The 13,319-nt window shown below is 43.2% G+C and carries 11 protein-coding genes; 2 read left to right on the plus strand and 9 right to left on the minus strand.

The window, feature by feature from the left end; translation table 11 throughout:
- Nucleotides 1-63 precede the first annotated feature (63 nt).
- Nucleotides 64-1,014: an L-lactate dehydrogenase gene (locus ACHAL6_RS09390; RefSeq protein ID WP_395270322.1), complete on the minus strand. Its 951-nt coding sequence runs from the start codon at nt 1,012-1,014 to the stop codon at nt 64-66.
- A gap of 383 nt (nt 1,015-1,397) precedes the next feature.
- On the opposite strand from ACHAL6_RS09390, the gene rocF reads away from it, so the two are divergent.
- Nucleotides 1,398-2,309: an arginase gene (gene rocF / locus ACHAL6_RS09395; protein ID WP_395270324.1), complete on the plus strand. Its 912-nt coding sequence runs from the start codon at nt 1,398-1,400 to the stop codon at nt 2,307-2,309.
- Nucleotides 2,310-2,410: 101 nt separating this feature from the next.
- Here rocF and ACHAL6_RS09400 read toward each other — a convergent pair whose 3' ends face one another.
- Nucleotides 2,411-3,772, minus strand: a complete 1,362-nt coding sequence (locus ACHAL6_RS09400) for an MATE family efflux transporter (protein WP_395270326.1) — start codon at nt 3,770-3,772, stop codon at nt 2,411-2,413.
- A gap of 154 nt (nt 3,773-3,926) precedes the next feature.
- On the opposite strand from ACHAL6_RS09400, the gene rd reads away from it, so the two are divergent.
- The gene (rd, locus tag ACHAL6_RS09405) at nt 3,927-4,088 is read left to right on the plus strand and encodes a rubredoxin (RefSeq protein WP_207598402.1); all 162 of its coding nucleotides are present in this window, start codon (nt 3,927-3,929) and stop codon (nt 4,086-4,088) included.
- Between the two features lie 102 nt (nt 4,089-4,190).
- Here the strand turns inward: rd and pflA are convergent, their stop codons facing one another.
- The 7 genes from pflA to ACHAL6_RS09440 form a co-directional block, all read right to left on the minus strand.
- Nucleotides 4,191-4,964: a pyruvate formate-lyase-activating protein gene (gene pflA / locus ACHAL6_RS09410; RefSeq protein WP_395270328.1), complete on the minus strand. Its 774-nt coding sequence runs from the start codon at nt 4,962-4,964 to the stop codon at nt 4,191-4,193.
- A 48-nt stretch (nt 4,965-5,012) separates the two neighbouring features.
- Complete coding sequence (pflB, locus tag ACHAL6_RS09415) at nt 5,013-7,241, minus strand: formate C-acetyltransferase (RefSeq protein WP_395270330.1); 2,229 nt, start codon at nt 7,239-7,241, stop codon at nt 5,013-5,015.
- Between the two features lie 555 nt (nt 7,242-7,796).
- A complete protein-coding gene (locus tag ACHAL6_RS09420; RefSeq protein ID WP_395270332.1) occupies nt 7,797-8,327 on the minus strand; it encodes a YkoP family protein in 531 nt (176 codons plus the stop codon).
- Nucleotides 8,328-8,336: 9 nt separating this feature from the next.
- Nucleotides 8,337-9,032 (minus strand): polysaccharide deacetylase family protein, encoded by a 696-nt coding sequence (locus ACHAL6_RS09425; RefSeq protein ID WP_395270333.1) that lies wholly within the window; start codon nt 9,030-9,032, stop codon nt 8,337-8,339.
- A gap of 438 nt (nt 9,033-9,470) precedes the next feature.
- Nucleotides 9,471-10,082, minus strand: a complete 612-nt coding sequence (locus tag ACHAL6_RS09430) for a ComF family protein (protein WP_395270335.1) — start codon at nt 10,080-10,082, stop codon at nt 9,471-9,473.
- Nucleotides 10,075-11,058, minus strand: coding sequence for a hypothetical protein (locus ACHAL6_RS09435; protein WP_395270337.1), 984 nt, complete (start codon nt 11,056-11,058; stop codon nt 10,075-10,077). Before ACHAL6_RS09435 ends, ACHAL6_RS09430 begins: the two co-directional genes overlap by 8 nt.
- Nucleotides 11,059-11,082: 24 nt before the next feature.
- Nucleotides 11,083-13,302, minus strand: a complete 2,220-nt coding sequence (locus ACHAL6_RS09440) for an ATP-dependent RecD-like DNA helicase (RefSeq protein WP_395270338.1) — start codon at nt 13,300-13,302, stop codon at nt 11,083-11,085.
- Nucleotides 13,303-13,319: the final 17 nt, after the last annotated feature.

Consider the following 13,319-nt stretch of genomic DNA (forward strand, 5'->3'; position numbering starts at 1 on the left):
ATCAGAAAATATTGTCACAACAGATTTCTTCAGGCATCGGTTTCTCTCATTTTCGCATGAGGATTACAAGGAAGAACCCTCAATGATCTTCTTCATGGTATGCGCAGACGCGATGAAATCTTCTCTTTCCTTATCTTTCAGAGGTACTTCAATCACTTTCTTCACGCCTTCCTTCCCCACAATACTCGGAATGCCGATGTATAAATCACTGAGACCATATTCTCCATCCAATAAAGACGATACCGTAAGAATCGCTTTCTCATCCCCCGTGATGGCCTCACATATTCTCCGCACTGCGAGGGCTACCGCGTAATTTGTATATCCCTTGGTGTTGATCATTTCATAGGCTGCATTTTTCACGGAAAGTGGTATATATTCCATGAAGGAGAGATCCCCTTTTCCTTTCTCCGTGATGCTTACATATTCCTTCAGATTGACTCCTGCGATGTTGGTCAGTGACCAGGCTGCGATTTCAGAGTCACCATGTTCTCCGATGATATAGCCATGGATACTTCTTGCATCCACATCAAGATACTCTGCCAGAAGGGTCCTGAATCTACTCGTGTCCAGTACAGTACCTGATCCGATCACGCGTTCTCTTGGGAATCCGGATAATTTATATGCGACATAAGACAGAATATCCACCGGATTGGATACCACAAGAAGAATGGAATCCGGACTGTACTTCACAATCTCGGGTATGATCTGCCTGTAAATACCGATGTTCTTATTGACTAGATCCAGCCTTGTTTCACCGGGCTTCTGGGCAGCGCCGGCGGTGATGATGACAATGTCAGACCCTTGCGTGTCTTCATAGTCTCCTGACATGACTTTCACCGGTTTTACAAAAGCGGCTCCATGGGAAAGATCCATTGCTTCTCCAATGGCCTTGTCTTTATTCACATCTACCAGTACCAGGTCTTCGCAAAGGCCACCCAGCATTAATGCATAGGTGGTCGTTGACCCTACAAAACCGGCTCCGATGATGGATATCTTAACATTCTTCAGTTTCATTTTCATTCCTCCATTTTCAAGAATTCGATTTATTATAACTGAACTTTATGAACTGGAATTGAAATATCAGCCACCTGGAATTCACAAATCTCCTTTGACCAATTCGTCAGGGTTTCGGGACAGCGCCACTCGGAATTTATTTTTATGCCCTCCCTATTCATGAAACTGTTTTCATGGAAGCACCTCAGTAAACGTTTTACATTCAACCTTCTTCATCCGGAAATCCTTGTCTGAAATGACCTTTAGAACCATTGCCTCTGCGTGCTAAACCGTTGATATATGAGGATTTATACAGTTTTATGAATAAAGATTTTTCCTTGCAAATCATGGAAATTCCACTGCATATGATATATAATGAATTGAAATTACATGGAGGTGCATAAATGAAAATAGAACTTATTGGTTTTCCCATGTTTTATGGTTGCGACAGACCTGGCGTGGAACATGGACCAGATAAACTGAGAGAGAATGGTTTAGTGGAAATACTGAAAAAGTATAATGAAGAAGTGAATGACAATGGAAATATAGATGTGATAAGCGTGGATACAGATCGCAAATATGCCAGCCACGAAACAATGAAATATCTTGAAGAGGTTGTGGATGGTAATCTGAAACTGGCTCAGGCAGTGGAGAAAGCGCTGAAGACAGGGAATCTTCCCTTCGTGGTTGGCGGAGACCATTCTCTAGGGCTTGGATCCATGGCTGGCGTAAAAGCTGCATCTGAAGAGGATTACGCAGTCATCTGGATCGATGCACATGCCGATCTTAATGTGGCCGAATCCTCTCCATCAGGAAACATTCATGGAATGCCACTGGGTGCTTCCACAGGACTTGGTGACGAGTCACTTACCTCTCTGTATGTGGATGACAGAAAAGTGAAACCTGAAAATATCTACATCATCGGTTTAAGAAGTGTGGATGAAGGTGAAGAGATCATCATCAGAGAAAATGGAATCAACATCTGGAGAATGACGGATATTCGAGAGAGAGGCATGGATGCTGTAATCCGTGAACTTCTGGAAATGATTGAAAAAAGCGGAATCCGGAAAATCCACCTTTCCTACGACATCGATTCCCTGGATGATCGTCTGGTTCCTGGAACCGGTACGCCTGTGGAAAACGGACTGGAATTCGACGAAAGCAAAGACCTGGTAAAAGCGATTATTTCCACCGGAAAAGTCGGAAGCATAGATTTTGTTGAGTTCAATCCCGTAATCGACAAGAATGATATTACCCTGAATTCTTCCCTCACCATGCTGGAGACCTTCTCCGAAGCACTGGGTACCGTTAAATAGCGCAAAAATGAAGAAGCTCTTCCTGGACCTGTCCGTTGTAAGACATGCAGTCCAAGAAGAGCTTCTATTTATTTCGTCCGTTCCTTCTTCGCTTCCTATACTTATACGATGCGCCGGATCCATTTATGAGAGCGATAACGTGGATAGCAGATGATCAGCTTCACGATTTCCTCCGCAAAACTGCACAGGAGCACATATTCCACCGGAAGCCTGAAATAGAGCGCCGCAATGGAAACCATAGGCACGCCTACAAACCACAGGCTTGCCGTCTCCGCAAACAGAGAGTATCTGGTGTCTCCGCCTCCTCTGAACAGTCCCACCACGAATAAGACATTCAGAAAGCGTATCGGCACCATGATGGTGATCAGGCTGAGCAGATTACTCGTGGTTTCCCTTGTGGATTCTTCCAGCTTATAAAGGGAAAGAATCGGATTTCTCGCAATGAGAATCAGCACGGATGTACCTAGTCCGATGAAGAAAGTGAGCCTTATGATTTTACGGGCATAGATTTTCAAAGTCTCTATGTCCCCTTTCCCGATGAGATTTCCCGTGATGATGGCAGCCGCGTTGCAGATCCCGAAGGAGAACACGTAGAAGAGCTGCGTGATGGTGTTCTGAATCTGGATCGCCGCGAAAGCTGAAACACCAAGTTTCGCATAGGAATAGTTGTACACCAGGATGCCAAGAGACCAGAAGGTCTCGTTAAGAAGTACTGGTGCAGCCACTATGAGATATTTTGATATGTTCGGCTTCCTGAAGGACAGAAGTTCTTTCAGACTGGCATTCAATATATTCTTCTTGACGAAAACGATATAGAAGAGGATACCGAATTCAATGATTCTGGCGATTAGTGTCGCCAGGGCTGCTCCTCGAACCTCAAGTCTTGGAAACCCGAAGGCCCCGTTGATCAGGCAGTAATTCAGAAAAGTATTAGTGCCAAGCCCTATGATGCTTGAAATCATAGGAACGAAAGCCTGCGTGGTGGATCTCAGCGCGAAAATCATGGTAAAGGACAGATTACTCAGAAGATAACTGAACCCCACAATCCGCAGGTAGTTCACTGATTCACTGAGCACTTTCGGATCCTGTGAATAAAGTGACATGATCTTCTCCGGAATCACCAGAGCGATAAACGTGAAAAACAGTGCGATGATACCACCGATGACCATGGTCATCCCAAGATACTTCTTCAGGTTCTTATAGTCCTCACTGCCATGGTACTGCGAGAAGAAGATGGCTCCACCACTGTTCAGACCGAAGGACATCAGCGTAAACAGAAAGAACAGCTGGTTGGCCTGACCTACCGCAGCGATGGATTCTTCTCCCAGATTTCCGATCATCAGATTGTCCACCATATTCAGAGAGGAGGACAGGAAATTCTGTACGATGATGGGCAATGCAATGGTAAACAGAACTTTATAGAATTTTTGATTGTCTAACGATATTTTTGTATTCATTTGCATAATTTTAGTACCTCACGATTAATAAGTATACAGGATTAATTATGATTCGAAAATATGTATTCTCATAAAATGTATTGAAAGCTGATGTTTTCTCATCTATAATCAAGTTAGGTTATGATTTATATAACACTTATAAAAAATAGGAGGGAATATTATGAAGAGTTACGTTTGTTTAGTATGCGGATATGTTTACGATCCAGCTGTTGGGGACGAAGACAATGGAATCGCTCCAGGAACGAGCTTCGAAGATCTACCTGAAGATTGGGTATGTCCACTTTGCGGAGTTGGCAAGGACCAGTTTGAGGTTGAGGAGTAAAATCCCTAATAAAGCACCAGGCATAATGCCTGGTGCTTTTTCATGTCTCTATATAAATGCTGATGTGACCTTTCTTCTATCGTAACAATCAGCAGAACCTTATTATCCGATGCGTCTGATATACGTTTCTTCTTTTCCTTCTTCCTGTGTGACATAGAAATCTCTGCCTAGTTCCTGGAGCAGAAGTTCTGTGAGCTCCGCATTTCGCTCCCTGTCCATGGCTTCCACACCATCGAGTTTATACTTCATGTTCATGGCTTCATACTTGTTTTCACCCATGGTGTGATAAGGAAGAAGCTCCACCTTATCCACATTCCTGAGGCCTCTGATCTTTTTCGCCAGATTCCTGATGTGCTCTTCACTGTCCGTGATTCCAGGAACCACCACATGTCTGATCCACATTCTGGTTCCCGCTTTCTGGACCGCTTCCAGGAATCTCTTTGATTTATCCTCTTTCTGACCTGTCACAAACAGATACTGTTTAGGATCCTCATGCTTGATATCAAAGAGCACCAGGTCTGTATAACTCAGAATCTCATCATATTCTCCGAATCCGTAACCGGCCGTATCCAGTGCTGTATGGATTCCGGATTCCTTGCACAGCTTCAGATTTTCCAGAAGAAATTCCGGCTGCAGAAGAGGTTCTCCTCCGGAGAACGTGACTCCACCGCCTGATTTTTCAAAATAGGGTCTGTATCTTCTGATCTTCTTCACAAGGTCCTCTGCTTCTACTTGGTCTCCATCACCCATAAGCCAGGTATCAGGATTGTGGCAGTAGAGACATCTCAGTTTGCATCCCTGCAGAAACACTACAGTTCTTATTCCAGGTCCATCTACCAGTCCCATGCTTTCTATTGAATGTACTCTACCTTTCAAAGCCCTCACTCCTTGTTTTGATCTTTATGTATAGTCAGGTTCCAGTTCTTACATAGCCTCGTGGAAGGTTCTGGATATGACTTCCATCTGCTGTTCTCTTGACAGTCTGTTGAAGTTCACCGCATATCCTGAAACTCTGATGGTCAGAGTAGGATATTTTTCTGGATGCTCCATAGCATCTTCCAGCTTGGATCTGTTGAATACATTCACATTCAGGTGATGCGCATCCTGTGAGAAGTATCCGTCTAGAACGGAAGCCAGGTTACTGATTCTTTCTTCACCGGTTTTTCCCAGTGCATCCGGCACGATGGAGAATGTATTGGATACGCCATCTTCACAGGTATCGCAGTATGGAATCTTCGCAACACTGTTCAGAGAAGCCAGTGCACCTTCCATATCTCTTCCATGCATAGGATTGGCTCCTGGTGCAAATGGTTCTCCCGCTTTACGTCCGTCTGGTGTGGATCCGGTCTTCTTACCGTATACCACATTGGATGTGATGGTCAATACAGAGAGTGTGTGCTTCGCATCTCTATAGGTCTCATGCTTCTTGAGCTCTTCTGAGAATTTCTCGACAAGTTTCACTGCAATATGGTCTACACGATCATCATCGTTTCCGTACTTAGGAAAATCTCCTTCGATTTCGAAATCAGAAGTGATTCCTCTATCGTCTCTTTTTGCTCTGACCTTCGCAAACTTGATTGCGGAAAGGGAATCTGAAGCTACTGACAGTCCTGCTACACCAAAGGCCATGAGTCTGCCGACCTGAGTGTCATGAAGAGCCATCTGTCCTGCTTCGTAGGCATACTTGTCATGCATGTAGTGGATGATGTTCATGGTGTTCACATAAAGCTCAGCCACATATTCCAGTACTTTCGTGTAATTTGTCAGTACGGTTTCATAGCTCAGTACTTCATCAGTAATAGGCTCAATTCCATCAATGACCTTCTTTCCGGTCTTTTCATCTACACCACCGTTGATGGCATAAAGAAGAGATTTGGCCAGATTGCATCTGGCTCCGAAGAACTGCATCTGCTTTCCTAGCGTCATAGCGGATACGCAGCACGCAATGGCATAGTCGTCTCCGTAGATCGGTCTCATGAGGTCATCATTCTCATACTGGATGGAGTCTGTCTGAATGGACATATCCGCACAGAACTTCTTGAAGTTCTCTGGCAGCTCCTGTGACCAAAGAACAGTCATATTCGGTTCTGGTGCTGTTCCAAGATTGATCAGTGTATGCATGAATCTGAAAGATGATTTGGTGACCAGCGCTTTCCCGTCCAGTCCCACACCTCCGATGGCTTCTGTTACCCATGTCGGGTCTCCAGCAAACAGATCATCATATTCAGGAGTTCTTAAGTGTCTTACAAGTCTCAGCTTTATGACAAACTGGTCAATCAGTTCCTGAGCATGCGCTTCATCAAGAATGCCTGCTTTAAGGTCTCTCTCTATATAACAGTCAATGAATGTACTGGTTCTACCTAGTGACATGGCAGCTCCGTTGTTTTCCTTGACCGCTGCAAGATATCCGAAGTAGACGAACTGCACGGCTTCATGTGCATTCCTGGCAGGCTTTGAAATATCGAATCCGTAGCTCGCAGCCATCTTCTTCATTTCGCCAAGCGCAATAATCTGTTCGTTGACTTCTTCTCTCTGTCTGATCAGATCATCCAGCATAGGACCTGTGAGATTCTCGAGATCCTTCTTCTTTTCTTCGATGAGTCTGTCTATACCATAGAGCGCAATTCTTCTGTAATCACCTATGATTCTTCCTCTTCCGTAGGCATCAGGTAATCCAGTGATGAGCCCTGTGCTTCTTGCCGCTCTCATTTCCTTGTTGTATGCGTGGAATACACCTTCATTATGCGTCTTTCTGTATTTAGGGAATTCCTTCAATATGGAATCCGATGCGGTGAAGTCATATGCCTCCAGTGACTGCTGAACCATTCTGAATCCGCCATAGGGATTGATGATTCTTTTGAGAGGAGCATCCGTCTGCAGCCCTACAATGGATTCATGATCCTTATCAATGTATCCTGGTTTGAAATTATTGATTCCCGCAATGTTCTCTTCATCTACACCAAGAACACCCTTTTTAATTTCTTCCACAATCAGATCGCTGGACTTTTTCCAGACCTTCAGCGTATTCTCTGTAGGACCAGCGAGGAAGGAATCATCCCCTTCATATAAAGTATAGTTTTTCTGAATAAAGTCTCTTACATCTATCTCGTTCTGCCAGTTTCCCTGAACAAATCCCTGCCATTCTGTATGCATTTGAATTCCTCCTAATATTTTTATAACAGTTTTGCTTATTTATCGCAATCTGTTTTATCTTACAAATGCATTATACAATAACTTTCCCCTTTTGTTAATACCTAATCAATAATATTTTTTATTGGTAATTTTTATATTCCAGAGATTCTGTTTGATTTTTGTACTGTTCTATGAAATCAGCTTGAATTTAACCATTAATTCAAGTTATTTAGTACAGATATACTACAAATCAAACTTTATAGATTGATTTGTACTGTTAATTATCACAGTTTTCTTTTATAATTATTTTATTATATTACAGTAAATTTTACGATTTTTTAAGAGAACGCAAAAAGATCAGATGTTATCCCGCTCTATGGAGCGAAGAACACCCGACCATTCAGAAAGCGTTTTCAATTAATAAAATTATAACAATGTTTGTTTTTTCTAGTACAGAATGGTATTTTTTGCTGTTCAATGTCCTAACTAAAGAAACAGTTCGCATTATCAGCACCTTCATTTCTGTTCAGAAAACTCATAAAAAAACCTCCCTGAACGGGAGGCTCCATGATCGTATCATTGCTGCTCTGTTTCGATTGACATAACCTGGTCCCTGGACATCCAGCATTCCTTGGCAACTCTTTTCTTCTTTGGTCCAGCGTCCTTCTCTTTCCTCAGCGCTGTCCGAAGAATATTTTCTCCCAGCGATACCAGTCTTCTCATTACTGGACTGTCAATCTCTTTTATGGTAAACCCTGCACGTCTAGCCAGCCTATGCAGCAGCGTCACCGCCAGGACCGCTTTATACTCCTCACCCTCATCTTTTTTCATGTGCTCACCAATGAGCCTCAGCTCTTCATTCAGCATGATGAAAAGATTGCCGTAGCTGGTGTCAAGTTTCGCCAGATTCGTGTTGATGATGTGGATCTCATAATATGAGTCCCCTTCCCTGATCACCGTACCATCTTTGATTCGTACAGGCTTTCCTTTGTATTTTTTTGGCACCATGTACAGGAACTCCAGTGTGCTTCCTGGCACTTTTTTCCACCCCTGAAGATTCACAATGTTTTTGTCATAGGTCGCTATGATTCTACTGAATATTTTCATATCTCCTCCTCAAGCTGATGCTATGGTATGATCATCATCCACAAGTTTCACGAAATGATAGCCTTTTTCCTTCAATACAGGAAGAGCTTTCCCCAGCGCATTGATGGTTCGCTGCGGTGCATTTTTCGCCCCTCTTCCATCATGCAGAAGAATAATGTCTCCAGGTTTCACTTTCTGTGTCAGTATGTTTTCAATGTGCGTTTCATCCACATACCTGCTCCAGTCCGATGCATGTATGGACCATAAGACCGGTTCGAAATCATACTGATGGATGAACTTGGATGAAGCGATATTTACAAGTCCCCAAGGTGGTCGGTAGAGATGCACTTTTATCCCCATACTCTGCAATACGTTGACGGAACTGAAAAAATCATCTTTCATCGCTTTGTATGTTCGAAAAGGTGCACCGATATGTTTATTGGCATGTAGTCCGATGCTATGGCCTTCATCCACAATCCTTCTTATGATCTCCGGATTTTCTTTCGCTTTCTCACCAAGAACAAAAAAGGTCGCCTTCACATTATTCTTTTTCAGCAGATCCAGAACCTGCGGTGTATATCTGGGATCGGGACCGTCATCAAACGTGAACGCGATCCGCATATCTCCCGCTTTGACATTTCTTCTTACGCTCTTCGCGAAAAACCGGAAATAGATATTCGGCAGGATGGAATATATTATAAACAGATAAAATAGAATCGTATCCATATCTTCCCCTTCTTATGATTAATAATTTTCATATCCATATTCTGATACCATTATAAGCCTAAACAGAAACTTATCCTGAATTATTCTGAAGAAAAGCTAAAAAAATTAAGCAGCCGAAGGCTGCTCAACTGCACTTACGTGCCGAAAGTTACTTGACCTAGTATTTGACCCCACACTCGCCTGCTGGAGCTTTCGCTACCCGGACTTAACCTCTCACTACTAACCCTCTCATTTCTGGCAGGACTTACCTCTAAGCTGCACCATGATTGTCAGCGCTTTGACTGACTTACGTGGATCCTTTCGCCTGCAACTGGCCTGGACTTTCAAGGTTACCCTTGAGCAACTACAAACATAACTTTCATTTATCAATTATAACGATGTTGTTTTGATTTATCAAGTTAAAGCTGAAAATTTCTTGCCTTCGAAACCATCTGATTCCTATGGAATTCTCGAAAAAGTGATGTACTTTCCTTCCATCCCCTCTTTCTTCATAAGTTCAAGACAGGCAGTCACAGTACTTCCTGTGGTATACACATCATCCACCACCAGCCCCTTCTTTCCCTTCAGGCTTCGGACATTCATCGAAATCAGAGAAATCTTCTTCGCATTTTCACAGCGTTCTTCTCGTTCAAGGACTTTCTGCTCTTTATCCGGCGGATGAAAAAGAGCAGCCACTGGAGTATGAAGCTTTTTCCCTATCCTTTTCGCCAGATAGGCACCATGGTCAAACCCAAGCCTTTTCACCGAAGACTTTGAGGATGGAGCATAGGTAATAAAGTCATAGATCTCCTTTTCAGAGGATATCTGCTCCACAAATCGGGATACCATTATATCCCCTGCAGAAAACAGCATCTTCTTCTTAAAGCTGGAAACCAGAATTTTTACAGCTTCCTGATGCCGATAAAGCGAAATCCCCATTTCGGAATCAGAGAGTTTTCCTTCCTCAAGAAAATGGAAGGAGGATCCGCAGGGTATGCAGAGCCCCTCACTGAACACCTTACAGACGGGACACTTCAGCTTCGGATAAAAGAAATCCGCTATCCTATTCAAATCCTTCATCCCATAAAACCTTATTGAAGTGTCTTGCCAGATCTCTGGTCTTTTCAATATCTCTTGTCACATTCTGACAGAGCATAAGCACTTCACCATTAAGTTCATCATAGTAGCCACTCCTCAAACACAGAAAGATAAGTTCTCTGTAGGAATATCGATTGGCATCCGCACCATGTATGATGATTTCAAAATTCGTTTCCATATCCACATAATCATCCAGATTATCCGTAATGAATATGTGAGATTTCGTATGATCTCTGCAGAGCTCTTTCATGGTCTTTGTTCCGATCTCATCCACATCATAGATGCAGCTTTCAAGACTCTCATCTATTTTCGTAAGAAAACGGGCTACTTTCTTTTTCACTTTCTTATTGGTTGTGATGAAGAGAACTTTCTTCTTTTCGAACACAAACCAGAGCAGGTACTCATAAACCGACGTGGGGACAAACTCCTCCAGATTCAATCTGGTCTCCAGAACCCTTGGCTCCGATACGAAACCGCTTTTCCCCTCCATAGGGATTTCAATGATATCCATTCCCATGAACACCGATTCGAATGAATAAGCAACGACTTTTCTGCATCGCGGGAAAATGAAACCGATGAGATGCTGCATCTCCGGCTTTTTATGTATCGGAAATGAATTCACATCATCGTAAATCACAAGATCGTACTCTTCTCTCACTCTGAGCGCCTGAAGATAATCGCAGATCACCAGTGATTCCTTCTCGTTGATTTCCATGTCCTGATGTACGGAAATGGACTCGAACCCCAGATACCTCATGGCTCGCACTATCAGAACCTTTTCCTTGTCTTCCCCTGTTATGTATAGAACCCTGCCATTTTCTTTAAGAACTTTTTCAACCAGATCCTTTACCGGTTCTATCCCCATATAAGGCACAGTCTTCATATTGATCGCTTTCTCCTGAGATGCTTCATACCAGTTCAAAAGCTGCATTCTTTTTTCCGTTTTCATAAATACCCCCGAATATTCTCCTGTTTATGTTTCTTCCGTGCTGACATTGTCCAGTACACTTAATATTCTATACTTCAAGGATGTATGTCTTTCATAGGTTTTGGTATTTCTGATCATATAGCCAAGTGCTTTCTTTGAGCCTACAAGCACCAGAAGTTCTCTCGCTCTTGTCACACCTGTATAAATGAGATTTCTGCTCATGAGCAGAGGCGGACCCATGAATACAGGTATGATGACCACCTTGAATTCACTCCCCTGGCTTTTGTGAATGGTTACGGCATATGCCAGTTCCAGCTCATCCAGATCCTGAGATTCAAACTCTACGATTTTATCCTCATCAAACAGAACCGAAACTGTGTTGTCTTCCGTATTGATCCCGGTGACATAGCCGATATCTCCATTGAAAATCCCCTGGCCTTCAGGCGGCTCTCCAAATGTTCTATTCACTTTTTTCCATTTGATCATATAATTGTTCTTCGTCTGCATGACTTTATCTCCGATCTGAAAATCGGTGAAATCATAACTCCTGTTGTTCGGATTCAGAGATTTCTGAAGCACCCGGTTCAGATTATGAACTCCCAGCTCTCCTTTTCTCATAGGTGTCAGAACCTGGAAATCCTTGACGCGATCCCACTTCCTGTTGAAATTAGGCAGTCTTTTTGTGATCAGTTCCACCAGGGTATCCAGGGATTCTTCCGGTCTTGTGCCGCTAATGAAGAAAAAATCACTGTCCTTGGCATTTAACTGCGGCATTTCCCCCGTGTTGATTCTGTGCGCATTGGTCGTAATGTAGGACTCTTTTCCCTGCCTGTAGATGAACTGAAGTTTAACCACCTTAAAAGCAGTGCTTTCAATAAGATCTTCCAGAACTCTTCCACTTCCAACTGATGGCAGCTGGTCCACATCTCCTACAAGAATCAGCCTCGTCTTGGGCTTAATGGCTTTCAGAAGATTATTCATGAGCATCACATCAATCATGGATGCTTCATCAATGATGACGACATCGCAGCTTAATGTATGATCTTCATCAAACAGCACCTCTTCGTCTTCAGTGGAAACACCAAGCTCGATCAGCCTGTGAATGGTTTTGGATTCACGCCCTGTCGCTTCAGACATTCTCTTAGCGGCTCTTCCTGTCGGCGCTGCCATGAGCACCTTTTTCCCAGCCCGATCAAAAATTTCAAGAATACATTTGATTATGGTGGTTTTACCTGTACCAGGGCCACCCGTTATGATTTCAATCCCATTATGTACAGCACCAGCAATAGCTTCAATCTGTTTTTCATGGAATGAAATGTGATTACTCTTCTCGAAATCCCGGATGTACTCCTCCACTGGCAGCTTCAGGTTATCCACTTCATCCAGCGCAAGGCTAAGGATTCTTTTTGTCACGGAAACTTCCGCATAAAGGTAAGGGAGGGCAAAAACACCTTCCACCTCATCCACCTTTTCCAGCACCAGTTTGTTCGTCATGACTGAATGCATGAGATTTTCTTCTATCAGTGCTTCAGGCACTTCCAGTACACTCTTCCCTCTTTCGATGAGTTCATGTCTGGGAATGAATGTACTACCTTGTGCGCAGTACTCATTCACAATATGACTGATCCCGCTTTGAATCCTAAAGGGTGAATCGATCTCGATGCCGAGATTTCTGGCAATGCCATCCGCCGTCTTGAAGCCGATGCTTGGCACCTCTTCTGATAAAACATAGGGATTCTGCCTGACTTTCGCAATGGCTTCATTCCCGAAAACGCGGTAGATCTTCAGTGCCTGCTTGGGTGTCACCCCATAGCTTTGTAGAAACACCATAATGTTTTTCACTTCTCTGCCTTTGATGTAGGAATCATAAATCAGTTTGATTTTCTTTTCTCCGATTCCATCCAGCTCCATAAGTCTTCTCGTGTCATTCTCAATAATATTGAAAATTTCGCTCCCGAATTTATCCACCAGTTTCTTTGCAGTTATGGGGCCAATTCCGGATATGGAACCCGATGCAAGATATTTTTCAATCCCTTTAAGAGAATTAGGCATGACCTCCTCATAAGTCTCACATTTGAACTGCTTTCCAAAGGTTGCATGGAGCACCCACTCCCCTTTCAGTATATAAGTCTGACCTACTGATATAAAGGGAAAGGTACCCAATGCGATGTGGATATCCTTGTCGTCTTCTATTCTGAAAATGCAGAACGCATTCTCTTCATTCTGAAATATGATGTCCCTTACAACACCTTCTAAACTCTCCATAACTACTCCCTTTACCG

This window comes from Proteiniclasticum sp. C24MP, assembly GCF_043951855.1.
Classification (GTDB): Bacteria; Bacillota; Clostridia; order Clostridiales; family Clostridiaceae; genus Proteiniclasticum.